The 26733-nt window shown below is 65.2% G+C and carries 32 protein-coding genes; 18 read left to right on the plus strand and 14 right to left on the minus strand.

What is annotated here, in order from left to right; all coding sequences use genetic code 11:
* Positions 1 to 40 precede the first annotated feature (40 nt).
* The 8 genes from BSQ44_RS21165 to BSQ44_RS21200 all read right to left on the minus strand — a co-directional run bounded on the left by BSQ44_RS21165 (position 41) and on the right by BSQ44_RS21200 (position 7382).
* Positions 41 to 586 (minus strand): copper chaperone PCu(A)C, encoded by a 546-nt coding sequence (locus BSQ44_RS21165; RefSeq protein ID WP_072607070.1) that lies wholly within the window; start codon positions 584 to 586, stop codon positions 41 to 43.
* An 87-nt stretch (positions 587 to 673) separates the two neighbouring features.
* Positions 674 to 1051 (minus strand): hypothetical protein, encoded by a 378-nt coding sequence (locus BSQ44_RS21170; RefSeq protein ID WP_072607071.1) that lies wholly within the window; start codon positions 1049 to 1051, stop codon positions 674 to 676.
* 136 nt (positions 1052 to 1187) lie between these two features.
* Entirely contained in the window at positions 1188 to 2351 is a 1164-nt protein-coding gene (locus BSQ44_RS21175) for a Gfo/Idh/MocA family protein (RefSeq protein ID WP_072607072.1), read from the minus strand.
* A gap of 6 nt (positions 2352 to 2357) precedes the next feature.
* Positions 2358 to 3110 carry a sugar phosphate isomerase/epimerase family protein gene (locus BSQ44_RS21180; RefSeq protein WP_072607073.1) on the minus strand — a complete coding sequence of 251 codons (753 nt, stop codon included), beginning with the start codon at positions 3108 to 3110 and terminating at the stop codon, positions 2358 to 2360.
* Positions 3111 to 3144: 34 nt separating this feature from the next.
* Positions 3145 to 4230 (minus strand): ABC transporter ATP-binding protein, encoded by a 1086-nt coding sequence (locus BSQ44_RS21185; protein ID WP_072607074.1) that lies wholly within the window; start codon positions 4228 to 4230, stop codon positions 3145 to 3147.
* Positions 4231 to 4234: 4 nt separating this feature from the next.
* Complete coding sequence (locus tag BSQ44_RS21190) at positions 4235 to 5176, minus strand: carbohydrate ABC transporter permease (protein ID WP_072607075.1); 942 nt, start codon at positions 5174 to 5176, stop codon at positions 4235 to 4237.
* Positions 5169 to 6062: a carbohydrate ABC transporter permease gene (locus tag BSQ44_RS21195; RefSeq protein WP_072607076.1), complete on the minus strand. Its 894-nt coding sequence runs from the start codon at positions 6060 to 6062 to the stop codon at positions 5169 to 5171. Before BSQ44_RS21195 ends, BSQ44_RS21190 begins: the two co-directional genes overlap by 8 nt.
* Positions 6063 to 6146: 84 nt before the next feature.
* Entirely contained in the window at positions 6147 to 7382 is a 1236-nt protein-coding gene (locus BSQ44_RS21200; RefSeq protein ID WP_072607077.1) for an ABC transporter substrate-binding protein, read from the minus strand.
* Positions 7383 to 7887: 505 nt separating this feature from the next.
* Between BSQ44_RS21200 and BSQ44_RS21205 the strand changes: the two genes are divergently transcribed.
* The 3 genes from BSQ44_RS21205 (at position 7888) to BSQ44_RS27815 (ending at position 10625) form a co-directional block, all read left to right on the plus strand.
* Positions 7888 to 8940, plus strand: coding sequence for a LacI family transcriptional regulator (locus BSQ44_RS21205; RefSeq protein WP_072607078.1), 1053 nt, complete (start codon positions 7888 to 7890; stop codon positions 8938 to 8940).
* A 207-nt stretch (positions 8941 to 9147) separates the two neighbouring features.
* Positions 9148 to 9864 (plus strand): helix-turn-helix transcriptional regulator, encoded by a 717-nt coding sequence (locus tag BSQ44_RS21210; protein WP_072607079.1) that lies wholly within the window; start codon positions 9148 to 9150, stop codon positions 9862 to 9864.
* Between the two features lie 5 nt (positions 9865 to 9869).
* Positions 9870 to 10625 (plus strand): response regulator transcription factor, encoded by a 756-nt coding sequence (locus BSQ44_RS27815; protein WP_210187894.1) that lies wholly within the window; start codon positions 9870 to 9872, stop codon positions 10623 to 10625.
* Between the two features lie 32 nt (positions 10626 to 10657).
* On the opposite strand, the gene BSQ44_RS21220 is transcribed toward BSQ44_RS27815, so the two are convergent.
* From BSQ44_RS21220 to motA, 6 genes are read right to left on the minus strand one after another with little or no spacing between them, the layout of a single operon-like run.
* Entirely contained in the window at positions 10658 to 11092 is a 435-nt protein-coding gene (locus tag BSQ44_RS21220; protein ID WP_072607080.1) for a hypothetical protein, read from the minus strand.
* Positions 11089 to 12180, minus strand: a complete 1092-nt coding sequence (flhB, locus tag BSQ44_RS21225; RefSeq protein ID WP_072607081.1) for a flagellar biosynthesis protein FlhB — start codon at positions 12178 to 12180, stop codon at positions 11089 to 11091. Before flhB ends, BSQ44_RS21220 begins: the two co-directional genes overlap by 4 nt.
* Before the next feature lie 52 nt (positions 12181 to 12232).
* Complete coding sequence (locus BSQ44_RS21230) at positions 12233 to 13279, minus strand: flagellar motor switch protein FliG (protein ID WP_072607082.1); 1047 nt, start codon at positions 13277 to 13279, stop codon at positions 12233 to 12235.
* 7 nt (positions 13280 to 13286) lie between these two features.
* Positions 13287 to 13700: a flagellar motor switch protein FliN gene (fliN, locus tag BSQ44_RS21235; RefSeq protein WP_072607083.1), complete on the minus strand. Its 414-nt coding sequence runs from the start codon at positions 13698 to 13700 to the stop codon at positions 13287 to 13289.
* 37 nt (positions 13701 to 13737) lie between these two features.
* The gene (locus BSQ44_RS21240; protein ID WP_072607084.1) at positions 13738 to 14682 is read right to left on the minus strand and encodes a FliM/FliN family flagellar motor switch protein; all 945 of its coding nucleotides are present in this window, start codon (positions 14680 to 14682) and stop codon (positions 13738 to 13740) included.
* Position 14683: 1 nt separating this feature from the next.
* Positions 14684 to 15556, minus strand: coding sequence for a flagellar motor stator protein MotA (motA, locus tag BSQ44_RS21245; RefSeq protein WP_072607085.1), 873 nt, complete (start codon positions 15554 to 15556; stop codon positions 14684 to 14686).
* A 157-nt stretch (positions 15557 to 15713) separates the two neighbouring features.
* On the opposite strand from motA, the gene BSQ44_RS21250 reads away from it, so the two are divergent.
* The 15 genes from BSQ44_RS21250 (at position 15714) to BSQ44_RS21320 (ending at position 26613) form a co-directional block, all read left to right on the plus strand.
* A complete protein-coding gene (locus tag BSQ44_RS21250; RefSeq protein ID WP_072607086.1) occupies positions 15714 to 16490 on the plus strand; it encodes a DUF1217 domain-containing protein in 777 nt (258 codons plus the stop codon).
* Between the two features lie 10 nt (positions 16491 to 16500).
* Positions 16501 to 17220 (plus strand): flagellar basal-body rod protein FlgF, encoded by a 720-nt coding sequence (gene flgF, locus BSQ44_RS21255; RefSeq protein ID WP_072607087.1) that lies wholly within the window; start codon positions 16501 to 16503, stop codon positions 17218 to 17220.
* A 96-nt stretch (positions 17221 to 17316) separates the two neighbouring features.
* Positions 17317 to 18660, plus strand: coding sequence for a flagellar protein export ATPase FliI (gene fliI / locus BSQ44_RS21260; RefSeq protein ID WP_072607088.1), 1344 nt, complete (start codon positions 17317 to 17319; stop codon positions 18658 to 18660).
* Positions 18653 to 19267: a hypothetical protein gene (locus BSQ44_RS21265; RefSeq protein WP_157894659.1), complete on the plus strand. Its 615-nt coding sequence runs from the start codon at positions 18653 to 18655 to the stop codon at positions 19265 to 19267. Before fliI ends, BSQ44_RS21265 begins: the two co-directional genes overlap by 8 nt.
* An 84-nt stretch (positions 19268 to 19351) precedes the next feature.
* Positions 19352 to 19726: a flagellar basal body rod protein FlgB gene (gene flgB, locus BSQ44_RS21270; protein ID WP_072607090.1), complete on the plus strand. Its 375-nt coding sequence runs from the start codon at positions 19352 to 19354 to the stop codon at positions 19724 to 19726.
* A gap of 5 nt (positions 19727 to 19731) precedes the next feature.
* Positions 19732 to 20148, plus strand: a complete 417-nt coding sequence (flgC, locus tag BSQ44_RS21275; RefSeq protein WP_072607091.1) for a flagellar basal body rod protein FlgC — start codon at positions 19732 to 19734, stop codon at positions 20146 to 20148.
* The gene (gene fliE / locus BSQ44_RS21280) at positions 20145 to 20465 is read left to right on the plus strand and encodes a flagellar hook-basal body complex protein FliE (protein ID WP_072607092.1); all 321 of its coding nucleotides are present in this window, start codon (positions 20145 to 20147) and stop codon (positions 20463 to 20465) included. The genes flgC and fliE overlap by 4 nt, the downstream gene beginning before the upstream one ends.
* Before the next feature lie 10 nt (positions 20466 to 20475).
* On the plus strand, positions 20476 to 21264 hold the full coding sequence (gene flgG / locus BSQ44_RS21285) for a flagellar basal-body rod protein FlgG (protein ID WP_072607093.1): 789 nt from the start codon (positions 20476 to 20478) through the stop codon (positions 21262 to 21264).
* Positions 21265 to 21283: 19 nt separating this feature from the next.
* Positions 21284 to 21739, plus strand: coding sequence for a flagellar basal body P-ring formation chaperone FlgA (gene flgA / locus BSQ44_RS21290; RefSeq protein ID WP_235633280.1), 456 nt, complete (start codon positions 21284 to 21286; stop codon positions 21737 to 21739).
* Positions 21736 to 22938 (plus strand): flagellar basal body P-ring protein FlgI, encoded by a 1203-nt coding sequence (locus tag BSQ44_RS21295; RefSeq protein ID WP_072607095.1) that lies wholly within the window; start codon positions 21736 to 21738, stop codon positions 22936 to 22938. The genes flgA and BSQ44_RS21295 overlap by 4 nt, the downstream gene beginning before the upstream one ends.
* 10 nt (positions 22939 to 22948) lie before the next feature.
* Positions 22949 to 23482, plus strand: a complete 534-nt coding sequence (locus tag BSQ44_RS21300; RefSeq protein WP_072607096.1) for a MotE family protein — start codon at positions 22949 to 22951, stop codon at positions 23480 to 23482.
* Positions 23479 to 24183 carry a flagellar basal body L-ring protein FlgH gene (gene flgH / locus BSQ44_RS21305; RefSeq protein ID WP_072607097.1) on the plus strand — a complete coding sequence of 235 codons (705 nt, stop codon included), beginning with the start codon at positions 23479 to 23481 and terminating at the stop codon, positions 24181 to 24183. The genes BSQ44_RS21300 and flgH overlap by 4 nt, the downstream gene beginning before the upstream one ends.
* Positions 24184 to 24193: 10 nt before the next feature.
* Complete coding sequence (locus BSQ44_RS21310) at positions 24194 to 24748, plus strand: flagellar basal body-associated FliL family protein (RefSeq protein WP_072607098.1); 555 nt, start codon at positions 24194 to 24196, stop codon at positions 24746 to 24748.
* Positions 24745 to 25482 carry a flagellar type III secretion system pore protein FliP gene (fliP, locus tag BSQ44_RS21315; protein WP_072607099.1) on the plus strand — a complete coding sequence of 246 codons (738 nt, stop codon included), beginning with the start codon at positions 24745 to 24747 and terminating at the stop codon, positions 25480 to 25482. The genes BSQ44_RS21310 and fliP overlap by 4 nt, the downstream gene beginning before the upstream one ends.
* Before the next feature lie 201 nt (positions 25483 to 25683).
* Complete coding sequence (locus BSQ44_RS21320; protein ID WP_072607100.1) at positions 25684 to 26613, plus strand: flagellin N-terminal helical domain-containing protein; 930 nt, start codon at positions 25684 to 25686, stop codon at positions 26611 to 26613.
* Positions 26614 to 26733: the final 120 nt, after the last annotated feature.

Raw genomic sequence — 26733 nt, forward strand, 5'->3', positions numbered from 1 at the left:
CCCCGGGAGCGCCGCTCCACCGATCAGCAGCCGCAGCGGATCAATCCATCTTCATCTTCGATCCGTTCTCGCCGTGTTTCATTGCAGCGCCGATTGCTTCGACCTTGAATTCGATCGCGACCTCGCCGGCCTTCTCGAAGGTCAGCGTTCCCGCGAAACGCTCATCCGCCTGAGGAAGAGATTGAAGGTCCATGAACATTAGGTGGATCGAGCCCGGCTTCAGTTCGAGGGCGCCACCTGCGGGAATCTCGAGAGCGCCTCCGAGAGGGCGCATCGTCATGACCCCCTTGTCGTCTACGGACATCTCGTGAATCTCGGTCCGTCCGGCGATCTCGGCGGTAACCGCGAGCAGCCGGTCCGGCTCCGATCCATCGTTGCGGACCACGAAATAGCCCCCGGCGACCTTGGCACCGGCCGGTGCGGCGCGCGACCACGGATGCTGGATGACGAGATCGCCGGCCTTGAACTCGTGCGCGCTGGCCAATGAAACGAATGCGAACAGCGACAGGAAGGTCGCCGCGAGGAAACCGGCCGCATGGGTACGGCGCAGGAAGGAAAGCGCGGATGCGCGGATGAAAGCGGACATGATGTGTCTCCGAAACGGGCTGTAATCCCCGCTCGCGCGGGGTGATCGGTCAGGAATGGAACGCCCCGGTTCTACCGGAGCGGACGATCACACGGCCGACGGAGGTGCGCGGGGACTGCCGGGATGGGTCGCACGGCCGGGCAGCGGATGGCGGGTTTCGGCAAGAAGGATCGCGACCGGCGGCAACGGCCGCGGCGTGGGCGCTGCGGTGTCTTGTTGGGAAAGTACCGGCTCCGACGCAGCATGATTGCAGCCGAAGGTGCAGCAACCGGGCAGGCTGCCGTGGCTGCCGGTCTGCGGGTCGCCCGGCGCGCCCGAAAGGCATAGCACGTTGCCGAACGCGTCGACCTGTGGCGCGGCGGCATGGCCGGCGGCGGTGAAGCCCGTCGCAAAAAGCTGGACGAGCAAAAGCACGAGCGCGAGATGCGCCGTCCAGCCACCCGATGCCTTGCGAAGTCCCTTCACGCCTGCGACCGCTCAATGCTGAGAACGCATCGTACCTAGCAGGTCAGATGCAGCCCGCCAACAAGACCGCGCCCGGTGCGGCGATTGGGCCGACCGGGCGCGAGATGCAGTCGCGGGAGGATGGGACGCGGGATGTTCAGGCCGCCCGCGCGGCCTTCTCGGGCTTGGCCGCCAGCAGCGCGCGGGCTTCCTTCGGCGGCAGGGCTTCCGGGCGCTCGCAGGTCGTCTTCATCTCGATGAACTTGCCCGCTTCGCCCGATTTCAGGATCGACGTCATCACCTCGATGGCGTGCAGCGATGCTTCGAGGGAGCAGCGGTGCGGCCTGCCCTCGCGGATCGCGACCGCCATGTCGGCCAGACCCGAGGCCCGGTAGTTGGCGAGCGGCCCGCGCGGGCTCTCCTGATTGTGCACCGAGAAGGGATGCTCCCATTTGGGCGCCTTCTTCACCGGCTTTTCCTTGGTGGTATAGCGCACCTCGCCGCCGAAGAAGTTCGGATCGGGCACGAAGAGCGAGCCCTCCTCGCCGTACAGCTCGATCGGCGAATGATTGTGCACCCACACGTCCCAGCTGGCGTTGAGGCTGATCACGGCACCGTTCTCGAAGTGCAGCAGCGCCAGGATGGTGGTCGGCGTCTCGACCAGGATCTTCTCGCCGGCACGGGGCTGGGACGCGATGGTGCGTTCCTTGGCCGGGATGGACGACAGGGCCGCCACGCGCCGCACGGGGCCGATGAGCTGGATCAGGTTAGCTATGTAGTAGGGCCCGATATCGAGGATCGGACCACCGCCGATCTTGAAGAAGAAGTCCGGGTTCGGGTGCCAATGCTCCATGCCGTGGCTCATCACGAAGCACGTGCCGCTGGTGATGCGACCGACGGCGCCGGAATCGACCACATGGCGTGCCAACTGGTGCGCGCCGCCAAGGAAGGTGTCGGGCGCGGAACCGATGCGCAGGTTCTTCTTCGCCGCGATCTTCTTCAGGTCGAGCCCCTCGGCGACCGAAAGCACGAAGGGCTTTTCCGAATAGACGTGCTTGCCCGCCTCCAGTGCGCGGCGCGAAACCTCGTAGTGCGCAGCCGGGATGGTCAGGTTGACCACGATGTCGACGTCGTCCGCCGCGACGAGTTCGTCGACCGTCGACGCCCGCACGCCGAATTCCGTCGCGCGCGCCCGGGCCGCCGCCATGTCGATGTCGGCGCAGGCGCGCATCTCGATACCGCGGAAGAGCGGCCCGAGCCGCAAATAGGCGGCGGAGATGTTTCCGCAGCCGACGATCCCCACGCCCAGTTTCTTCGCCATGATGTCTTACTCCTGGTAGGTGCTGGCCGCTTCGATCGAACGGCGGGCGAAGCGACCGATGTCGTTGGGATTGTCATGCTCCATGACGAAGAAGCGAGCGGAGGTCTTCGCGCGCAGCTGCGCCATGAGCGCCGCCCAGTCGATCGTGCCGTGGCCGACGTCGGCCCAGCCGTCCTCGTCCTTCCCCTCCCCCGGCTTCGCGATGTCCTTTACGTGGACCGCGCTTATCCTGGACCCGTAGCGGTCGATCCATGCCGACGGATCGGCGCCGCCGCGCACCACCCAGGCGACGTCGATCTCCCAGCCGAGATCCGGCGCGGCGCAAAAGACGAGGTCCTGCGGCAGCGAGCCGTCGGGCAGCGCCTTGAACTCGAAATCGTGGTTGTGCCAGGCAAAGCCGTATCCCGCCTTGCCCGCCCTTTCACCCGCCTGCGCCAGCCGCTCGCCGAAGCCGCGCCAGCCGGCGGCATCCGCGGGCCGCTGGTCCGGCATGAGGAAGGGGCAGATCAGCGTCGTGACGCCGAGCGCATCGGCGGTGCGGCGCACGCCGTCGAAATCGCTTTCCAGCGCGTCGATCGAGAAGTGTCCGGTCGGCATGGAAAGGCCGTTCCTGTCCATTTCGGCGCGGAACGCCGGCGGATCGGAATAGACGCCGCCGAAGCCTTCGACCTGGCGGTATCCGCACTCCGCAAGCAGCTTGAGAACGCCGTCCCATGGCTGGAAATTGCGTGCGCTGTAGAGCTGAAAAGACCAGTCCATATGAATTCTTCCCGGTATCGATGATGGTGAAACGTCAGAGTCTCTCGCCCGTCTCTCGGTCGAAGAGAGAGGCGTTGAGCGGGTCGAAGCCGATCGTCACGGTCGCGCCCGTCTCGGGCGACCGCTCGGAGATGACGCGCATGGTGAAGCTTTGGCCGCCGAGCCGCGTCCAGACCAGCGTGTCGGAGCCCATCGGCTCGACCACCTCGACCTGGACCTGCGCGGAAAACGGCCAGCCTTCGCCGGTGTTCACGCCCACATGCTCCGGCCGGATGCCGAAGGAAGCCGGACCTTCCCGGAAGCCCTTGCCGTCGAACGGGTAGTTGGAGACCGGCGCACGGAAATCGCCCGAGACGAACCAGGGAGCGCCGTCCCGCGTCTCGAGCGTTCCTTCGATGAAGTTCATGCCCGGCGACCCGATGAACTCCGCCACGAAGCGATTGACCGGGCGGTTGTAGATGGTCTTGGGCGAGTCGAACTGCTGGATGATCCCGCCCTTCATCACCGCGATCCGGTCGGCGAGCGTCAGCGCCTCGATCTGGTCGTGGGTGACGTAGATCATCGTGTTGGCGAGCTTCTGGTGAAGGCGCTTGATCTCGATACGCAGTTCCGAACGCAGCTTGGCGTCGAGGTTCGACAGCGGCTCGTCGAACAGGAAGACGTCCACGTCGCGCACCAGCGCACGGCCGATCGCGACGCGCTGCCTCTGCCCCCCGGAAAGTGCCGCCGGCTTGCGTTTCAGCAACGGCTCGATCTGCAGGATCTCCGCGGCGCGGGCGATCCGCTTGCGGATCTCGTCCTTCGGTACCCGGGCGTTCTTCAGGCCGAAGGCGAGGTTTCCCTCGACCGTCATCTGCGGATAGAGCGCATAGGACTGGAACACCATGCCGATGCCGCGGTCCTTGGGCTGTTCCCAGGTGACGTTCTTGCCATTGATGAAGACCTGTCCGTCGGACACATCGAGCAGGCCGGCGATGCAGTTGAGAAGGGTCGACTTGCCGCAGCCCGACGGTCCGAGCAGGACGAGGAACTCGCCATGGTCGACCTCCAGGTTGAGGGAGCGCAGGACCTCGACCGACCCGAAGTTCAGAGACAGTTCCTTGACTTCCACACTCGGCATACGCTCACCCCTTCACGGCACCGGCAGCAATGCCGCGCACGAACAATTTGCCCGACACGAAATAGATGACGAGCGGCACCAGCCCCGTCAGCAGCGTCGCCGCCATGTTGACGTTGTATTCCTTCACGCCCTGGACGGAGTTGACGATGTTGTTGAGCTGGACCGTCATCGGATAGGTGTCGGGCTTGGCGTAGACGACACCGAACAGGAAGTCGTTCCAGATGCCGGTGACCTGGATGATCATGGCGACGACGAAGATCGGCAGGCTCATCGGCAGCATGATCTTGAAATAGATGCCCCAGAAGCCGGCGCCGTCGACGCGTGCCGCCTTGAACAGTTCCTCCGGCACCGAGGTGAAGTAGTTCCTGAACAGGAGCGTCAGGATGGGCATGCCGAAGACGGTGTGGACCAGAACCAAACCCGCGAGCGAACCGTAGAGCCCCATTTCGCGCAGGATGATGACCAGCGGGTAGAGCATCACCTGGTAGGGGATGAAGGCGCCGAAGATCAGGATGGTGAAGAACACGTTGGCGCCCTTGAACCGCCAGTTGGCGAGCGCGTAGCCGTTGAGCGAGGCGATGGCGATCGACAGGAAGACCGACGGCACCAGGATCCGCACCGAGTTCCAGAACCCGCGCGACAGCCCCTCGCAGTTGAGGCCGGTACAGGCGGTGGCCCAGGCCTTCACCCAAGGCTCGAAGGTGATCTCGACGGGTGGCGAGAAGATATTGCCGAGCCGTATCTCGGGCATTCCCTTCAGCGAGGTCACGACCATGACGTAGAGCGGCAACAGGTAGTACAGCGCCACGACGAAGAGCGTGCCGTAGATGAAGATGTTGCGCCGCGACACCATGGGGCGAGGACGCGCCCCGCGCGGGCCGCTGAGTTCGGCCGAGGCGGCATCGGCACTGGCCCCCGCCATATTGATCGCGCCGACGTTAGCCATGCTTCTTGCCCCCGAATTCGAGGTAGGCCCACGGGATGAGGACGATGAGGACCGACAGCAGCATCATGGTCGAGCCTGCGAAGCCCTGGCCGAGATTCTGCGACAGGAACATCGCGTCGTAGACGTACTTGGCCGGCACTTCGGAGGCGATGCCGGGGCCGCCGCTTGTCTGTGCGACAACGAGGTCGTAGACCCGCACGATGCCCGACGCGATCAGGACCAGCGTGGTGATGAAGACCGGGCGCATCATCGGGATGACGATGAAGAGGTAGGTCTTCCAGATCGGAATGCCGTCGACCCGCGCCGCCTTCCAGATGTCCTCGTCGATGCCGCGCAGTCCGGCCAGCATCAGGCACATGATCAGGCCCGTACCCTGCCACAGGCCGGCGATCAGGATGCCGTAGATGACGATGTCCTGACTGTAGAGCGGATCGAAGGTGAAGCTCTCCCATCCCAGATCGCGGACCACCCCCTGGATGCCGAAATTGGGATCGAGGATCCACTGCCACACCAGACCCGTGACGATGAAGGACAGCGCGAACGGATACAGGAATATCGAGCGGAACGTGTTTTCGAAACGGATCTTCTGGTCGAGCAGCGCCGCGAGGACGAAGCCGATGACCAGCGACAGGATGAGCGACAGAATTCCGTAAATGAACAGATTCTCGAGGGCGATCAGCCACTTGCGGCTAGCCCACAGCCGCTCGTATTGATCGAGCCCGACGAAGTTCAGCCGGGGCAGCAGTTTCGAATTGGTGAATGAATAGACGATGGTCCAGATCGTGCCCCCGGTGAACACCACGAGGGCCGTGGCGATCATCGGAATGGCGGCAATCTTGGCACTGAGGTTTCTGAACAACTGCGGTGGCCGCCTGGTCTGCGCCATTTGCGGTCTCCCCTCCCGGCATCGGTGCGATGACCGCCGGCCCGGGCGAAGCGGGCCGGCAGCCGTGACGGCCTTAGCGAACGGTCAGTCGGCGCTTTCGACGATGTCCGCGTAACGCTCCTGCGCCTGTTCCGGCGTGATGTCGGTATTGTTCATGAACTCGACCATCAGGTCGTTGAACTGCGTCTGCGTGTCGGCGGAGAACACCTGGTCTCCGGACGGCAGGAGATTGCCTCCGGCCAGGATTTCCAGGCCCTTCTTCATGCAGTCGTTGGCGGCGGCGAGGTCGACGTCGCCGCGGATCGGCAGGGAGCCCTTCTTCAGGTTGAAGGCGACCTGGACGTCCTTGGACACCATGAGCGAGGCCAATTGCCTCTGCGCCTCCGTCACCTCCGGATCGTCGACCTTCGGGAAGTAGAACGCATCGCCACCGGTCGACAGGTATTCGTGAACGCCAAGGCCCGGCAGGCAGGTGTAGTCCTCGCCGGCCTTCTGCTCGGCGACCTGGAATTCGCCCTGAGCCCAGTCGCCCATGATCTGTCCGCCGGCCGTACCCTGGATGACCATGTTGGTCGCTTCGTTCCAGTCCTGACCGGTCGAGCCTTCCGCCATGCTGCGGGCATCGCCCATGGCCTGGAAGACCTTGGCCATCTGCTCGCCGCGCGCGGCCTCGACGTCCTTCTCGAGATTGACCTTCTTCCACAGATCGATGCCGCCGACGCCGATCTGGACCGCGCCGAACAGGAGGTTCGACTGCCAGGGCTGCTGACCCAGCGCAAGCGGCAGGATGCCCGCCTCGCGCAGCTTCGGCGCAGCCGCCACGAACTCGTCCCAGTTCGTGGGAACGTCGAGCCCGACCTTCTCGTAGGCGGCATGCGACAGCCACAGCCACTGCGGCGAGTGGATGTTGACCGGCACGCAATAGACGCGGCCGTCGACGGTGCAGCTTTCGAGCACGGAGGGCGGATTGATGATTTCGCTCCAGTTTTCCTTTTCCGCCAGTTCGGTCAGATCGACGAACAGGCCGGCTTCGATCAGTTCCTCGGTCTGGCGACCGTGATTGAACTGCGTCGCGCACATCGGATCGCCGCCGGTGATGCGGCTGATCATGACCGGACGCGCGGTGCCGCCGCCACCTGCGATGGCGCCGTCCACCCACTTGTTCCCGGTGGCATCGAACGCCTTGGCGAATTCGGCGACCGCAGCGGCCTCGCCGCCCGAAGTCCACCAGTGCGTGACCTCGCATTCGGCGGCCATCGCGGCCCCGGAAAAGAGGGATACGGTTGCCGCAAGCGCAGCGGTCCTCAACCTGAATGTCATAGTTTCCTCCCTGAAAACTGAAACGTTACAGGAAGGCAGTCTATGGGAAGGAATCCGCCACCGCAACTGGCGCAAGCACGCTATGGCCAATTTTTTTCGCGACCCGAACTAAAGGCGCCGGATGCAGGCTGGAGGGCGCAAGTGCGAAAAATCCCTGTTGCGGCGCAACAAAATGGCGCTCTCGCCATCACGCGTCCTCTGCAGCCGCATGGTTGCCGCCGCTGCACGTTCGAGGGTGAACAGCGTTTCGGGAGCCGTCCTTACCCCGAAAGCCGGTAAATCGAATCCGCCCGAGGCTGCATTCATCAAAAAAACTGTAACGTTACAGGTATTGTTATCCTCGTAAGGCGGAGTCAAAACGGGTGCTGTGGTGTGTGGGGTTTTCGCGGTGGTCCAATCCGGCCCGCGGCGGTTCATGCTACCACGACATCGATGGAAGCGTGTGAATTCCGGGGACTGCCGGGGCACGCGATCGAAACAGGGGCACGGAGCCGGCTAGCGGGCGATGCAAAAGAGACTCGACCACGCCGAAACGATGCCATCCGGCGGGCGCCCGACGCTGAAGACCATCGCCTTCATGACGGGTCTCGGCGTCACCACTGTCTCGCGCGCCCTCAAGGACGCGCCAGAGATCGGCGAGGAGACGAAAAAGCGCGTCCGCCTGGTCGCCCGGCAGATCGGCTACCGCCCAAACCGTGCCGGGGTGCGCCTGCGCACGGGAAAGACCAACGTCATCAGCCTGGTACTCGATACCGAGGAGGACCTGACGGGTTTCGTCTCCGACATGATCTACGGCATCTCGGAGACGGTGGCAGAGACGCCCTACCATCTGATCGTAACGCCCTATTCCCGGCGCAACGACCCGATGGACCCGGTCCGCTACCTCGTCGAGACCGGATCGGCCGACGGCATCATCCTGTCGCGTACCCTGCCCGACGATCCGCGCGTTCACTACATGCTGGAGCACCACTTTCCGTTCGCCACGCATGGACGGACGAATGTCGGGGTCGAGCATGCCTGGCACGATTTCGACAACCGCGCCTTCGCACGCGAGGCGGCGCTGAAACTGGTCGAACTCGGCAGGAGCCGGCTGGCACTGCTGCCGCCGCCCGTCGGCCTGACCTACCATACCCATACGCGCGAAGGCTTTTCGGAAGGCGTGCTGGAGGCCGGCGCGACCGAAGTGGCCTGGAGCGGCGTCTCCATCGACGACCTGATCGACGACATCCGCACCAGGACCGTGCGCCTCATGCGGCGCAAGGACCGGCCCGACGGCCTGGTGGTCGCGAGCGGGGGGGCGACCTTCGCGCTCGTGGCAGGCATCGAGGAGGCAGGCCTGAAGCTCGGACGGGACGTCGACGTGATCTCCAAGCAATCCTCGAAGCTGCTGCGGCTCTTCCGGCCGGAGCTCTATGTCTGCCAGGAGGACTTTCGCCTCGCCGGTCGAGAGGTCGCCAAGGCTGTGCTGGGGCAGATCGCGGGGAAAAGCGTGGATAAGCTGCAGAGCCTCGCGGCCCCTCCGCCGATCGTTTCCTGCCGCAATCCTGCGGTCCCCTGAGGCCGCCCACTCGCACACGCGGACTCCGGCTTGCAGCGCGTGATTCGCGCGGGCGCAGCAATGCCTTGACCGGAGTCCTCCATCATGAAAATCCTTGGGCATGTTCACTGATTCGTGTCGGATCACGGGCGCGTCGAGGAGGCGCGCCGCCGCGGGAGGATTCCGCCTGTACCCTCCCCCGAGGCATAAGAGAGGGTTGAAGCGGCAATGACCGTTGCGCGGCCGACGCTTTCCCGGCAAACGCTCGCCGCGATAGCGAAGGTGGAGAGCCGCGAGCAGCTTTCCCTGTGCCTGGCGGGCATCGCCGCCGAAACCGGCGCCTCCCATTACCTCCTGCTCGCCGAACGGCATCAGCATGGCGGCAGCCAGCCCTGGGTGGTGGCGAGCAACTGGATCTACGACACCGTTCATCTCGTCGGCGAGACTGCGCTGGCGCGGCTGGCGGACCTCGAAAGCGCGGCCCTCGACTCACGTTCACCCGCGCCGGCCCGGAAGGACCTCCGCGACAACGGACACCGGGTGGACCCGCGCCAGGTGCGGGCGCTGGTGAAACGCCACGGCCATGCCGAACTCTATGCGCTGGCATTGCATGGCGGAACGCGGCGCTGGCACGTGCTGCTCTCATCCGCCGAGGCCGGGGCGATCCGGATCGGAATGCTTCCGGCCGCCCGCCTCGCCTGCTGCTATCTCGTGGGACGGCTTCCGGCCGAACTGCTCGGCGAAGCCGCCGCCGACGCGCTTTCCGAGCGGGAGCGCGAATGCCTCTTCTGGGTTTCCGAAGGCAAGACGACGGGCGAGGTCGCGGTCATCCTCGGCGTCACGTCGAACACCGTGAACAGCTATCTCGCGAACGCCATCCAGAAATTCGGAGCAAGCAATCGCGCCATGGCGATCGCCACGGCGATCCGGACCGGAGCCATCTGACGATCATGCCAGCCGCTCCCGACAGACAGACGATCGCGGACTGGTCCCAAATCGCGGCCAGGGGCCTCGACGCGACCAACGAGAACGTCGGTTTCCTGCTCGACTCGGTGCGCCAGGTGCGCCGCATGGCGGCCGACGCGGGCGCATCCTACTACGCGGTCTTCCTGCTTTCGCGCACCACGGCCCGGCCGGGCATGGCACTCTGCTTCGACCGCAAGTTCCCGCGTTCCTCCGACCTGTCGCAGTTGATCTGCGGTGAAGTGGGCGCGAAATGGCTAAGCGGCGCCGGCCGGTCCATGACGCCGTTCTGGTGGGGATGCGAGACCGCGACCGGGCGCTGCCCGGCCTTTCCGCTGCTGGCGATCGGCAGCGAGACGCAGCCGCTCACGCCCGGCCTGCCGGGGCTCGCGCTGCCGGTCTTCGCGGACGGCGGATCGCAAGGGTTCGTGGTGCTTGCCGGTGCCGAGATCGCGGTGGACGACGCCATGCTGTGCGATCTGCACATCCGGGCGCTGACCCTGTTCGGCACGGTTGCGCGCATGCTGCTCGTGCAGACGGGCGAGGTGCCGGCCATGTCGGCGCGCGAGATCCAGTGCCTCCGGTTGACCGCCGAGGGCAAGACCAGCGAGGAGATCGCGCGGCGGCTGGGACTTTCGGTGCACACCGCCAACCAGTATCTCTCCGCTACCTCGCAGAAGCTCAACGCGGTCAACCGCATGCATGCAGTGGCGAAGGCGCTGCGGCTCGGCCTGATCGATTGAGCCTTTCCGGCCGGGTGCCGAAAATCTCCGGGTCAGAGTCCCAGCGGCTCGGTCTTGCGGATGCGGGAACTTTCGAGCGACGTCGCCAGGAAGCGCGTGTTCACCGCGGGGTCCGGCGAGGGATCGTCGAAGGACACGTAGCTCACCTCGACGCTCGCCTTGAGCGCGCTGAGACGCAGCGCGAAGTAGACGGTCGCCCCGATCGGCTTCAGCTGGAGGTCCAGCGTGATCACCGGCTCGCCGCTCCAGCCGAGATTGACCTCGCCCCCATTGCCGAACAGCACGGTGCCCGGCATGAAGTAGAGTTCTGAGGCCGTCTCGACGATGTCGGCCAGGTTGGCGTGATGCTCCAGCCGGATGAACGCGACATAGTCGGCCACGTCGATCATGCGCAGTTCCGAAACGACCTCCTGGATCGCCTTGGCGACGATGATCTCCCGTGCGGAGGAATGCGGCTGGCGATTCATGAGCTCAAATTGCCTGGTTTCGGGCCTTTGGGGCCGTTCTGGATGATCCGGATGAGTTCCGCGACCGCGTGGTAGAACTGCGGTGGGATCATGTTATCGACCGAAACTTGTTTGAACATGGAGCGGGCGAGCGTGACGTCCTCGAAAATCGGGATGTTGTTCTCTTCCGCGATCTCGCGGATCTTGAGCGCGATGAGGTCCTGGCCCTTGGCGACCACGATCGGGGCCGCGGTCTCGTCGCGGACGTAGCGCAGCGCGATCGAGTAGTGGGTCGGATTGGCGATGATGAGCGTCGCGCGCGGCACGGCCGACATCATGCGCTGACGCGCCCGGTCGCGCGCCAGCGAGCGCATCCGCGACTTGAGGATCGGATCGCCTTCGGCCTGCTTCAGCTCGTCCTTGACCTCCTGCTTGGTCATCCGCAGTTCCTGCAGCCAGTGGAAGCGGCTCCACAAAAGGTCGGCGCCGGCGATCAGCGCCATGGCCAGGGCGACGGTGGTGATCAGTTCCACCGCGATGTCGCGGATCACCAGACCGAAGCTGACGGGATTGGTGACCATGCCCGCGAGCAGGCGCGCATGCACGTCGCTCATGACGAAGACCAGGAAAACGGTGGCGAAGAGCACCTTGCCGAGCGACTTGGCGAACTCCACGAAGCCCTTCACGCCGAAGATCCGTTTCCACCCTTCGAGCGGCGAAATTCGCGACAGTTTCGGCATGATGCGGTCGCCGACGAAACGCGGGATGTTCTGGAAGACGGACGCGGCGATGGCGGCGGCGACGAGCAGGAACATCACGATGAGGATCGCCCGCGCGATCTCGAAGAAGACGACCTGGTAGAGAGAGATCGCGTCGAGTTCGGTCTCGAGCCGCCACTCGTTGGGGCGCTCGAGGAACGTCGCCAGGAACGACGCCAGATGCAGGATCGTATCGTAGGCGAAGAACAGCGCGAAGGTCACGAAGGCGAGGAAGGATGCGAAGATCGGCGCTTCCCGCGAGAACGGCAGGTTGCCCTTCTCCATGGCGTCGCGGATCTTCTTTTCCGTCGCCTCTTCTGTCTTGCTGTCCTTGTCGGTGTCTTCGGCCATCGCCGCTTCTCAGCCCGGATTGCGAGGATCGGCGCGTGCAGGGCGCCTGGGATCAGGCGGCCTGCTGCGCGGACGGAAGCTGGATGCGGCCTTCCTTGCCGAGCCTGATGGCGGCCGACGCGATTTCGCGGCGTGCCCTTGTGATCGCCACCGGCTGGAGATTGCCGGGGTCGGCGGCCAGTTCGGCTTCGATCATGCGCCGCGAACGCGCACCGAGCGCGGACAGGACCGCCTCGCGGAGCGTGGCGTCCGAATTCCTCAGGGCAAGCGTCACGAGTTCCGTCGACATTCCGTCGAACAGGACGAGCCGCGCCTTCTGCTCCAGAAGCGGCAGGTCCTCGAAGGAGAAGAGCTGCGCCTTGATCGCCTTCACGTCCGAGAAGCCGGCGCTCTCCATGTCGGAGAGGATCTCGTCGAGCTGGGTCTTGTCCATTTCGTTGAGCACGGTGGCGACGCGCGCATGGCCGGCGGCCGGCGACTTGGCGGAGTTCTCTCCCAACAGCCGCGCCCGGAGCTGGTTCTCGACGATCCTGAGGGCCGCGGGCTTGACCGTGCCGATCGTCACCATGCGCTTGGCGACCTCGCCGCGCAGGTTCTTCGGCATCGTCAGGAGGATGTTGGCGGCCGCTGTCGGCGAGAGGTTCGTCAGGACGAGGGCCGCTGTCTGCGGGTGCTCGGCGCCGAGAAAGCCCCCAACTCTTTCCGCTTCCAGTTGCTCGATTGCCGGCCAGATCGGAGGCGGCTGGTCGGGACTGTCGCCGGCGCCGTCGTTCATGATTGCGCTGACTTCCTCCGGCGTGAGGGATTCGCTGAGGATGGTGTCCATCGTGTCGGCCGAATCCATCAGCCCGGCACCTTCCGCGAACTCGTCCTCGAACTCCGCGATGATCTTCTCCAACTCGGTCTGCGGGATGGTCTTGAGCTTGCGGGCGCCCTCGATCAGCGCCCTCAGTTCATCCTGCTTGAAGAACTTGAGCAGCCGCCCGGCGGCCGGTTTTCCCATCGCCACCAGGATCGCGGCGGCCTTCTGCGCCTTCGTCAGGTTGGCGGAGGCCGATCCGCGCGGTTCCAGGTCCGGAGATGAGAATTCGAAATCCATCGCGCGATCAGGACTTCTTGGCCGAGGTGACGATCTCGGTGAGCTTGATGCCGAACCGGGACGGATCGCTCTCCAGGACCGTGATTTCGCCGCGCGCGATCTTGCGCCCGTTCACGACCACGTCCACCGGCTCGCCGATACGCCGGTCGAGCGCGACGGTCGCGCCCTTTCTCAAGGCCATCAGGTCGGCCACCTGCATCTCGGTGCTTCCGAGCACGATCTGCACGTCGACCGGAATGTTCATGATGATCCCGGAGGCCGAGTCGCCGGTATCGGCGTCCTCGTCCCCGGACATGGCGAAGCCCGCCCCGCCGACAGGCGTCGCATCTTCCCGGAGGACGCCGCGCAACTCGTCGATCGCGCGGTCGAGTTCCTCCTCGTCGCCTTCGGCCAATTCCGCCTGGGCGTTGCCCTGGTTCATCGCAAATGCTCCATGCGGCGCGTCTCTGCCTCAGTCGTCATGGCAAGGGGAGTCCGCCGCCAGCGTCGTTTTCCGAATCGACAGGACCCTTGATTCGGACTGTGTAGTTTTGTTCAAGCCGGCCGAACTCGCAAACGAAGAGAAGCTTGTTCTTCGCCGAAAGCAGCGTTTCGGTCGGAGCGGTGCGGGAAAGTTCGATCACCTGGCCCGTGCGCAGAGCCGAAATGGCGCCGAGGCTCATCTTGCCGACCGGCATAGTCGCCTCCAGCTTCACCCTGGCGCGCATGACCTCGTCGTTGAAGCGGGCCTTCCATTCCGACGACTGCGCGTCGGTAGCCATGGGATCCGCCGCCTCGTCCTTGCCGCGCCGCAGGATGACGCGCTGCGGCAGGTAGAGCGAGATGCGGCCCGTCTCGGGCTCCGCGCCGACCGTGTAGTCGATCCGCACGGCCGGGCCGTCGCGCAGCGCGGTCGAACGCAGCACGTCTCCCGAGATGACCGGCGGCAGCGGCAGCTTCAACTGCTGCGCAGGCGGGCTGACCGCGTTGAACGAGGCCGCGAGAAGGCGGCACACGAGATTGGCCACCTCGACCTCGACCGGCGACAGGTCGCGCCCGAGCCGCCCGGCTCCGGTTTCGGGTTCCGCGCCGAACAGCACGTTGACGATGATGGCGACCGCCTGCTCCTCGATGCGGATCAACAGGGCGTCGGGCGACACCCCGGAGGCCGCCAGCGTCACCGCGTCGTGCGGTCCGGACGCCGCGACGATCTCCGAAATGCGATCGACCTCGACCTTCTCGAGTTCGAACGGCACGGCCTCGTTGGCAGCATCCTCCAGGCCGGCGCGCATCGGCTTCAGGAGCTGGTCGCCAAGGATCTGGCCGGATTTCGTGACCTTCTCCGGTTCTCCGGTCGCGCCTACCAGCCGCTCCATGATCGACAGGGAGGTACTTCCTTCGGCAGGGGCGGCACTGCCATGCATCTCATGCGGCCTTTGCTTCGTGGCCGGCGTTGAGCGTCTGCTGTTCGACCGCGTCGATCGTCGGACGGTCGTGCGCGGAGATGGTCTTGCGGCCGAACTCCAGGGCAACCTGGGGCAGCGCACCGTTCATGTAGGCGAGCAGCGTCTGCTTGACGATGATGTAGAGACGATTGCGCTTTTCGCGGACGGACTTGACCTTCGCCGCGATCGGACCGACCAGGCCGTAGGACAGGAAGATGCCGAGGAAGGTTCCGACCAGCGCCGCGCCGATCAGGTGGCCGAGCACCTCGGGCGACTCGTTGAGCGCGCCCATGGCCTTGATGACGCCGAGCACGGCGGCCACGATGCCGATCGCAGGCAGACCGTCACCGACCGAAACCAGCGCATGGTAGGATTTCATCTTGTCCTGCCGGATGGTCTGGATTTCCTCGTCCATCAGCGCCTCGATCTCGTGGGAGCGGGCGTTTCCGATGATGATCAGGCGGCAGTAGTCGCAGATGAAGCTCGTGAGGTCCTTGTTCTTCAGGACGATCGGATAGCTCTGAAAGACGGTCGATTCTTCGGGATTGTCGATGTGTCCCTCGACCTCGCTACGCGATTTCGTCTTCAGCTCCCGCATCAGGCTGTGCAGGACGCCGAGGGTCTCGAGGTATTCCGCTTCGGCCGGAACCGAGTTCTTGAAGGCTTCGAGGAGGGCCTTGCCCGTGTCCTTCACCGTCGGCATCGGGTTGCCGACCAGGAAGATGCCGAGCGCGGCGCCGACGATGATGACGAATTCCCAGGGCTGGACGAGAACCTCGATATGGCCGCCCATCGCCATGAACCCGCCGAGCACGCAACCCAGCGTGACCACAAGCCCGATCAGAATACCCAAGACGGCCCCTCCGTAAGTGCGCCCGCCGGAAGGATTACCGGCCGTGCCTTGTGTGAAGCTTGATCGCGGAGCGGACGCCGGAGTTGCGGGCGCCGGAAAGGTTCGCGCAAGGAATTAACCATATGATGGCGCTTCGTATCTCTGCGGAGTCCGGCCCTTGGTCAGCACCTACACCAGCTACCAGATGATCACGCGCGATCTCGATCTCTCGCTCAAGAGGGTCGAATCGCAGCCGTTCGTCCAGCGCGAGACCGAGTACTACCTGGAGAACATCGAGAACGTGAAATCCATCGACGAGTTCGTCGAGGACCGGCGCCTCTTCAACTACGCGATGAAGGCCTTCGGCCTCGAGGACATGGCCTACGCCAAGGCGTTCATGGTCAAGCTGCTCAAGGAAGGCGTCGAGGATTCGGGAAGCTTCGCCAACACGCTGAGCGACCAGCGCTACAAGGACTTTGCCGAGACGTTCGACTTCGCCCGGTACGGCGAGACCGCGACGGTCTTCGACAGGACCAGGCAGGGCACCGTCGACAAGTATCTGCGCCAGACGCTGGAGCAGGACGCCGGCGAGACGAACGAGGGGGTTCGGCTCGCGCTCTATTTCGAGCGCAAGGCGCCGGAACTCACCAGCATGTACGGCATCCTTGCCGACACCGCTCTAGCGAAGGTGGTTCGCACGTCGTTCGGGCTGCCGGAGTCCTTCGCACTGCTCGACATCGACAAGCAGGTGGAGATCCTCGGCAAGAAGCTCGACATCGAGGATCTGGCCGATCCGGAGGAGCTTTCGAAGTTCCTGACCCGCTTTACCAGCATGTGGGAAATCGAAAATCCGACCACGTCCTCCGTGTCGAACCTCAGCATCCTGTTCGGCCAGCCCACAGAGTACGGGATTTCCACCGACGTGCTCCTGACCATGCAACAGTTGAAGTTCTGAGGCCGGCGACATGCAATCAGGCCTCTACGTCGCGATTTCTGCCCAGGTGGCGCTCGAAAAGCGCCTCTCCACCATCGCCGACAACGTCGCGAACGCCGGAACGGTCGGTTTCCGCGCCACGGAGGTCAAGTTCGACGACGTGCTCTCAGGCGTGGGCAAGGACTCCGTCTCCTTCGTCTCTCCCGGCTCGACCTACCTGTCCACGAAGTCGGGCGGGCTGAAGCAGACGGGCAATCCTCTCGACTTCGCCATCCGCGGGGAAGCCTGGTTCGCCATCGACACTCCGGCAGGCTCGGTGATGACGCGCGACGGACGCTTCACCATGCTGGAGACGGGCGAACTCGTGTCGCTGGAAGGTTACCCGGTGCTCGACGCGGGCGGCGCCGCGATCCAGCTCGACCCGCTGTCGGGTCCACCGGAGGCCGGTGCCGACGGCATGCTTCGCCAGAACGGCCAGCCGGTCGGTGCGATCGGCGTCTTCGCGTTCGTCCCGGGCGACGATTTCGTCCGCTACGGCAATTCCGGTCTTGTGCCGTCGACGCCGCCGGAGGCGATCGTGGACCGCGACGACGTTGGCATCGTCCAGGGCTTCGTCGAGGAATCCAATGTCAATCCGGTGTTGGAGATGACGAACCTCATCATGGTGCAGCGTGCCTTCGAGAACGCCGCCTCGCTCATCCGGCAGAGCGACCAGTCGCTCGGCGAGGCCGTCAAGGCCATCGGCACCTGACGGGGGCATGGTTAGGTGCTCGAGGAAGAATACGCACCCGTGACCGCCTCCCATAGCGGCTTGCCGGAATTGCCGCGTCCTCCCGCGAGAGCCGGGATGGAAACGCTCCGGCTTCTGGAACGCCTGTACCGGAAGGCCTCCGAGGAAGACACGATCATCCGCCGCGGCGGCCGCATCACCGAGGTGACGGCGACCCACTATAGGGTTCGCGGCCTCTCGGCCGTCGCGCGCCTCGGCGACGTCGTGGAGCATCGCAGCCGGCACGGCGCGAAACTCGGAGAGGTCGTCCAGATCTGCGAGAAGGAGGTGCTCGTCGCGCCTTTCGAACAGACGTCGGACGCCGGCGTCTCGGACCCGGTCTACATCCGCGGCGCCTTTCGCCTGTCGCCGGACGCAAGCTGGCGGGGACGCGTCGTCGATGCGCTCGGCCGCGCGATCGACAGCGGGCCGACGCTGCATGACGGCGAGACCCCGCCCGGACGCGCGGGCGCGACGCCTGGGGCCTTGTCCCGGCAGCGGGTGGACGCGCCGTTCCGCACCGGCGTGCGTGTCATCGACATCTTCACGCCCATGTGCTTCGGGCAGCGTCTCGGCGTGTTCGCCGGGTCGGGCGTCGGCAAATCGACGCTACTCGCCATGCTCGCCGCGGCGCACGCCTTCGACACGGTCGTCGTCGCCCTGGTCGGCGAGCGCGGCCGCGAAGTGCGCGAGTTCCTCGAGGACACGATCGGCGAGGAAAGCATGAGCAAGACCGTCGCGGTCGTGGCGACCAGCGACGAAAGCGCCATGATGCGCAAGCGCGCCGCCGTCACCGCGATGGGCGTGGCCGAGTATTTTCGCGATCGCGGCGACCGGGTGCTGCTGGTGGTCGATTCCGTCACCCGCTATGCGCATGCCCTGCGCGAGGTGGCGATCGGGGCCGGGGAGCCACCGGTTGCGCGCGGATATCCCGCCTCGGTGTTCACCGACATGCCCCGGCTCCTGGAGCGCGCCGGTCCCGGCTCGGAAGGCGCGGGGTCCATCACCGCCATCATCTCGGTCTTGGTGGACGGTGACGATCACAACGATCCGGTGGCCGATTCCGTGCGCGGCATTCTCGACGGGCACATCGTTCTCGACCGCGGCATTGCCGAGCAGGGGCGCTACCCGGCGGTCAATCCCCTCGCCTCGGTGTCGCGCCTCGCCAACCGCGCCTGGAACGACGGCGAGAAGGCCCTGGTGATGCGCCTGCGCGCGATGATCTCGCGCTACGAGGAGACCCGCGACATCCGGCTGCTCGGCGGCTATCAGCCGGGCGCCGACCCGGACCTCGACAATGCCGTGCGTCAGGTGCCGCTGATCTATGAGGCACTTGTTCAGTCTCCGCAGGACGGCGCCTCGGCCGAACCGTTCAGCGATCTCGCCCAGCATCTGAAGAAACAGGAGAAGGCCGATGGCTAGGCTCGGACGGTGGCTCCGGAGGCAGCCGAAAGCCCCCGAACCGACCTTGCCGGGAATGAAGGCAGCCGGCCGCAACGAGAAGCTGGCGGGCAACGGACGGCGCAGCTACAGCCTCGGGGACGCGATCCTGATCGGTATGGGGATCGGCCTGACCGCCGCCAGCGCGACCTTTCCCTGGTACGTCTTCTACAATCAGGAGAAATTCGGACTGGGGCAGATCGCCTTCGACAACGACGCAGCGGGATCGGACCTCACCGGCCCCTTCTACACGCCGAGGGTCCAATGGACGCCCAAGCCCCTCACGAGCGACGAGATCGCGTCCCTGCCCATCGACTTCGCTCCCACGGGAACGGTCGGATCGATCAAGACGCCGCCGCCCCTCACGGACCAAGATGGCGCGACGCAGGCCTTCCCCGCAACGGTACCGAACTTCAGCCTCATCCATGTCGCCAACGGCCGGGCGATGATCCAGAGCGACAACGGCCTCTTCGTCGTGGAGCGCGGCTCGGTGCTGCCCGACAACTCGCGCGTCGTCGCGATCGAGTTCGACGGGGCCAAGTGGGTGCTCAGGACGAGCGACAACGCGGTCGTCGAGATGACCCCATGACGACCCCGCCGGGCTGACCGGGTCCGCCCGCAAGTTCCACGCAAGACTGGCTGCCTATGATTCCCTTTCAGGAGGGAATTGACGATGCAACCGGTCAACCTGTTCGACCTCGCCTCACAGCAGGCACGCTGGCTTTCGGTCCGTCAGTCGGCGGTCGCCGGCAACATCGCCAACATGAACACTCCCGGCTACGAGGCGGTCGACGTACAGCCGTTCGAGCGCGTGCTCGAAGGCAGCAAGCTGCGCATGCAGCCGACCGCGCCCGGCCACATCGCGCTCGGCGCCAGGGGCGGCGAGTTCGACGTCCGTACCGACGAGACGGCGGCGGTTTCGGCCTCCGGCAATTCGGTCACGATCGAGCAGGAACTGGTGAAGGCTGGCGAGGTGCGCCGGGGCTTCGAGATGAACACGGCCATCGTGAAGGCCTTCCACCGCATGATGATGATGACGGTGAGGTAGAGGCCATGGACCCGCTTTCCCTTTCGGTCAACGTGGCTGCATCCGGCCTAAACGCGCAGTCGCACCGCCTGCGGGTCGCCTCCGAGAACATCGCCAATGCCCAGTCGACCGGGGATGCGCCCGGCTCGGATCCGTATCAGCGCAAGACGATCACCTTCGCCTCGGCGGTCGATTCGGCGACCGGAGGCTCGTTCGTGCGGGTACAGTCGGTCGACCTCGACAAGTCCGGTTTCCGCGTCGAATACGAGCCGGGCCACCAGGCGGCGGACGAGAACGGCTTCGTCAAGCTCCCCAACGTGAACGCGCTGGTGGAAATGGCCGACATGTCGGAGGCGAACCGCTCCTATGAGGCCAACCTCCAGGTCATCAAGCAGGCACGCGAGCTGATCTCGATGACGATCGACCTGATGAGGTCGACATGATTTCGGGAATCGGCCTCCTCGACGGCCTGACGACGAACCGTCTCGGCGGCAGCGCCACGGGCGGCGTCACCCCGCCTGTCTCGCCGGCCAGCACCGCGACGTCCTTCGCGGCCGCCCTCAACGAAGCGGCGCTTCGCACGGTGGGCAGCCTGGAAAAGGCCGAGTCCGCTTCCCTCCAGGCCCTGCAAGGCGGCGAGATCCAGACGCGCGAGGTCGTCGACGCTGTCATGAGCGCGGAACAATCCCTCCAGGCGGCCATCTCGATCCGCGACAAGATCGTGACCGCCTATCTCGAAATCAGCCGCATGGCGATCTGAGGACATTACGATGAAGGCCCTGGCCATCGCAGCGACCGGCATGAACGCCCAGCAACTGAACCTGGAAGTCATCGCCAACAACATCGCCAACATCAACACGACCGGCTTCAAGCGCGCCCGCGCCGAATTCTCCGACCTGCTCTACCAGACCGAGCGACTGCAGGGCGTGCCGAACCGTGCCGACCAGAGCATCATACCCGAAGGGGCCAATATCGGCCTGGGCGTGAAGACCTCCGCGATCCGCAACGTGCACATGCAAGGAGCGCTCGCCAGCACCGGCAACAAGTTCGACCTGGCGCTGACCGGGCCCGGCTGGTTCCAGATCGAGGCCGCCGACGGCTCGACCCTCTACACCCGCTCGGGCGCCTTCAACACCAACGCGAACGGCGAACTGGTCACCGTCGACGGTTTCCGCGTCGTTCCGGCGATCGTGGTGCCGGCGCAGACCGTCGAGGTCATCGTCAACAAGTCCGGACAGGTGTTCGCCCGCATCGACGGCCAGGCGGACCTCCAGGATCTCGGGCAGATCACGCTTGCGACCTTCGCCAACGAGGCCGGTCTCGCCCCGATGGGCGACAACCTTTTCCGCGAGACCACGGCTTCGGGCGGCGCCACGGTCGGTGTGCCCGGCGATCCGGGCTATGCGGCGATCGAGCAGGGTTACCTGGAGAGCTCGAACGTCGATCCGGTCAAGGAAATCACCGAGCTGATTTCCGCGCAGCGCGCCTACGAGATGAACTCCAAGGTGATCAAGGCGGCCGACGAAATGGCCTCCGTGGTCTCGCAAAGCATACGGTAGGACGATGCCGAACCCGCTCATGGCTCTTTTGCGCTCGGCGCTCGCAGCGTTCGTGCTCAGCACCGTCGCCGGGCACGCCGCTGCGCAGGAGATGGCCGTCATTCCCAAGCGCGTCATCTATCCGGGCGAGACGATCGAGGTCGCCGCGCTGTCGGAGGTGCCGCTTCGCCGCTCGAGCCGCATCACCACCTCGATCGCCATGTATGTCGACCAGATCGACGGAATGGTCGCCAAGCGCACGCTGCTGCCCGGCAAGCTGATCCCGCTGAGCTCGGTTCGCGAGGCCTACCTGGTGGAGGCTGGAGCGCCGGTGCGGGTGAACTACGTCGAAGGCTCCCTGCAGATCTCGACGGTCGGCGTGCCGTTGCAGCCGGGTGCCGCGGGCGACGTCGTGCGCGTGCGCAATTCCGAGAGCGGCGCGGTGCTGACCGGCACCGTCATGGTCGACGGAACGATAAGGGTCGGCGGACTATGATCGCCAGATGGACTTCGACCATCCTCGCGGCGGCCTGTCTGCTCGCCGCCCCGGTGCTGGCCGCCGACTTGCGGCCCGGCACCGCCGGCGAGGGCAATTTTCGCGTCAATGTCGCGGCATCCGGCGGTCCGTCGGAGCTGCCGGACCGGATCGGTCCCGTTTCGCGCATCAAGGATATCGCGACCCTTCTGACGGCGCGTGACAACCAGCTGATCGGCTACGGCCTGGTGATCGGGCTGCAAGGCTCCGGCGACGGGCTGCGCAACTCGCCCTTCACCGAGCAGTCCATCCGCGCCATGCTTCAGAACCTCGGCATCGCCATGGAAGGCGGGCAGGCGCGGGCCAAGAACGTCGCCGCCGTCATCGTCACCGCGAACCTGCCGCCCTTCGTGCAGTCCGGGGCGCGCATAGACGTTTCCGTGTCGTCACTGGGCGACGCATCGTCGCTGCAGGGCGGGACGCTGGTGATGACGCCGCTGCGCGCGCCCGACGGCGAGATCTACGCGGTCGCGCAGGGTCCCGTCTTCGTGTCGGGGTTCAGCGTGCAGGGACAGGCGGAGACGCTGACGAAGGGCGTTCCGACCTCCGGCCGCATCCCGAGCGGCGCGATCGTGGAGCGGCAGGTCGACGCGCGCTTCAACGACGACACCGTCCTGACCATGCAGCTGCGCAATCCGGATTTCTCGACCACGATCCGCGTGACCGACACGATCAACGCCTACACGCAGAGCCGTTTCGGCAAGCGCACGGCCGCCGAGCAGGACTCGCGCACCATCCTGATCAACCGGCCAACGGAAGTCTCCGCCGCGCGCTTCGTCGCCGAACTCGAAAACCTGCTGGTCGAGACCGACACCCCCGCCCGCGTCGTCGTCGACGAGCGGACCGGGACGATCGTCATCGGCCAGGACGTGAAGATATCGCAGGTCGCGGTGAGCCACGGCCAGCTGACGGTGAGGATCACCGAGCAGCCGCAGATCGTGCAGCCGGCCCCGTTCTCCGACGGCGTCACCGCCGAGGAACCCTCCACCACCATCGACGCCCAGCAGGCCGGCGGACAGGTCGCCATGCTGGAAGGCCCCGACCTGCAGACCCTGGTCTCGGGGCTGAACCGCATCGGCGTGAAGCCGGACGGGATCATCGCGATCCTCCAGGGCATCAAGTCGGCGGGCGCACTCCAGGCCGAACTCGTCCTCCAGTAGAGCCGCCTCGATGACAGCCCTCCCTTCCCCGCCGAAATCCCGAACCGCCAGGGCCGCGTCCATCGCCGCCCTGGCCTTCGGTACGGGCTTGGCCGTTTTAGCCGTCACCGGCAACATGGCCGGCGCGCAGGATCTTCCGGGCAAGATGACGGACGAGGTGCGCGAGTTCTGCGCCAACATCGTCGATGCGGCGCGCGACCGGCGCTATGCGGTGCAGACCAAGGAGCTGGAAGACCTGCGCGGCGAGATCGACGAGCGAATCGCCGCGCTCGAGGCCAAGCGCGCCGAATACGAGGACTGGCTCGAAAGGCGCAAGGAAGTGATCGAGGCCGCCGAGGACAGCGTCGTCGGCATCTATTCGCGCATGCGCCCCGACGCGGCCGCCGAACGCATGGAAAAGCTGGACGCCAGCCTCGCCGCCGCGATCCTGCTGAAGCTCAATCATCGCCAGGCCGGCATCATACTGAACGAGATGGACAGCCGGGCGGCGGCGCAGCTCACCAGCATCATCGCCGACGTCGCCAAATCCGAGGACCCCTCATGAACCGCATCGCTATTCTCGGCATCGCCTGCCTGACTCTCGGGGGTTGTGCCGGAGAACTGCGCGACATCGGCCGCCCGCCGGCGCTTTCGGCCGTAGGGTCGGGGCTGGAACCGGCGTCGGCGACCGCCTACGCCTATCCGGAGCCGCCCGCGGCACCCGTCAAGCGCTTTTCGCTGTGGGACGACGAGCAGAGCCAGCTCTTCAAGGACGCCCGCGCCCTGTCGGTCGGCGACATCCTGACGGTCTTCATATCGATCAACGACAAGGCAACCCTCAACAACGAGTCCGACAGGTCGCGCACCTCGAAGCGCACCTTCGGCATCGGCGGCGGCTACGACTGGGACGGCGTCGGCTCCAGCGGGGCGGCCGATTTCGACCTGAACTCGAAGTCCGATTCCACCGGTTCCGGCGCCACCGCGCGATCGGAGAACATCCGGTTGTCGGTCGCCGCGGTGGTGACCGAGGTGCTGCCGAACGGCAACCTTATCATCCGCGGCTCGCAGGAGGTGCGGGTCAATGCCGAGCTCCGGATTCTCACCATCGCCGGCATCGTGCGTCCCGCCGACATCGGTGCGCAGAACTCCATACCCTACGAGCGCATTGCCGAAGCGCGCATATCCTATGGCGGCCGCGGACGTCTGACCGAAGTCCAGCAACCGGCCTACGGCCAGCAGATCCTCGACATCATCTCTCCGTTCTGAGCCTTCACCCATGTCGCTCGACGCAGCCGAAGCCGCCAACCAGAAGAAGGGACCATCCATGATGGTCCAGGCAGCGGTTCTCGTCGTGCTGACGCTCGTGGCCGTCGGCGGCGGATGGTTCGCCGGCATGAACCTGCGGAGCGGCGAGCCGGTCGAACCCGAACCGATCAAGATCGCCGTGGACCCGCTACCCGGCGAAGCAGCCGAAGGCGGGGACGAGGGTCACGGCGAGGAGAGCGGCGGGGAAGCGCACGAAGGCGAGGACGGGGAGATCAAGCTCATCCCGCGGCTGGTGCCCATGGAGCCGATCACGACCAATCTCGCGGCACCGGCCGACATCTGGGTCCGCATGGAAATCTCGATCGTCTTTTCGGCGCCGCCGCCATCCGACCTGGTGCGCACCATCCATCAGGATCTGCTCGCCTACATGCGCACCGTCTCGCTCCAGCAGGTCCAGGGTGCCAGCGGCTTCCAGCATCTCAAGACCGACCTCGAGGAACGGGCGCAGATCCGCAGCGACGGCCTCGCGACCCAGCTCATGATCCGGACCCTTCTGTTCGAATGAGAAAGCTCCTGCTCGCCGGCGGCGCACTGCTTCTCCTGACCGGCGGGGCGCTGGCGCAGCAGCTCGACCTCGGACAGCTGACCGACGGGCTGCAAGGCCAGACTGTCGGCACCATCATCCAGCTCTTCGCACTGCTGACGGTCCTGTCGATCGCGCCGGGCCTGCTCATCATGGTGACGAGCTTCACGCGCTTCGTCATCGCGTTCTCGATCCTGCGCGCGGGCATCGGCCTCCAGACCACGCCGGCGAACCTGATCCTGATCAGCCTCGCCCTCTTCATGACCTTCTACGTCATGGCTCCGACCTTCGACCAGGCCTGGAACAACGGCGTGAGGCCGCTGGTGAACAATGAGATCAGCGAAGCGGAAGCGTTCGAACGCATCTCCGATCCCTTCCGATCCTTCATGCTCGACAACGTGCGCCAGGAGGACTTCAACCTCTTCGCCGACCTCGCCCGCGAGCGCGGCCAGACGGTCGTCACCGGCGAGGCGGTCGACCTGCGGATCCTGGTGCCCGCCTTCATGATTTCGGAGATCAGGCGCGGCTTCGAGATCGGGTTCCTGATCGTCCTACCGTTCCTCGTGATCGATCTCGTCGTGGCGACCGTGACCATGGCGATGGGCATGATGATGCTGCCGCCCACGGTCATCTCCCTGCCGTTCAAGATCCTCTTCTTCGTCCTGATCGACGGATGGAATCTGCTCGTCGGCAGTCTGGTGCGGTCGTTCAACTGACGCCGGCAAGGTTTCGTTAATCTCTTCGGCAGATTCCTTCCGAACATTATCGGTTTGGTAAATTTTCCCTGTCACAACGTCTTCATTCAAGGCGGATCGGTAACCATAGTATTGAGTTTCCGAGTGGCATGATGCCGAGCCGTCTTACCGGTCAAGTCCGGTATGTCCCTGTAGCGTTAGTTCAGTTAGGGACAGTTCCCAATGTCGAGTATCATGACCAACGCGTCGGCTATGACGGCGCTCAAGACCCTCCAGTCCACCAACCAGCAGCTCGAAACCACCCAGGCCCGCATTTCCACCGGCTACCGCGTTTCCGAAGCTTCCGACAATGCCGCCTACTGGTCGATCGCCACCACGATGCGTTCGGACAACAAGGCACTCTCCACCGTCCAGGACGCTCTCGGTCTCGGCGCCGCAAAGGTCGACACGGCCTATACCGGCATCAAGGCGGCGATCGAGGTCGTCGACGAGATCAAGACGAAACTCGTCGCCGCCCGCGAACCGGGCGTCGACCGCGCGAAGATCCAGGCGGAGATCACCGCTCTCCAGGGTCAGCTGGTCAGCAACGCGGCCGCTTCCAGCTTCTCCGGCGAGAACTGGCTCTCGGTCGATTCCAGCGTCGCCGACTACAACTCCACCCGCTCGATCGTCGCATCCTTCACCCGTGCCGGCGACGGCACGGTCTCGGTCGGGACGATCAGCATCGAGGTCGACAGCGCCAAGCTGTTCGACGCCAACGACCAGTCGGGCATCCTCGACACGGTATCCACCACCACCAACGGTGCCGTGGATTACTCGGTCTCCGACCTCGATATCTCCGCCCTGACCAACTCCGACGCGGATCTCGCCGACCTCGATGAGATGATCAGCACGGTCGACACTGCGCTGGCCTCCATGACCACCGCGGCGTCCGACCTGGGCGCCACCAAGAAGCGCGTGGATCTTCAGAGCACCTTCGTCTCCAACCTCATGGATACGATCGACCGCGGCGTGGGTGCGCTGGTCGATGCCGACATGAACAAGGAATCGACCCGCCTCCAGGCGCTTCAGGTTCAGCAGCAGCTTGGCATCCAGGCGCTGACGATCGCCAATGGCAACTCGCAGACCATCCTGTCGCTCTTCCGCGGGTAACCGTTCGTTAAACACGGCACTTAACGGAAGCAAAATGTCCCGGCTGTATAAGGTCGGGACATTTTGCGTTTCAGGACGGATCGACGCCCCCTTTGTACGGGTCCTCGACAGGCATGACGC

The sequence above is a fragment of the Aquibium oceanicum genome (genome assembly GCF_001889605.1).
GTDB classification, from domain to species: Bacteria; Pseudomonadota; Alphaproteobacteria; order Rhizobiales; family Rhizobiaceae; genus Aquibium; species Aquibium oceanicum.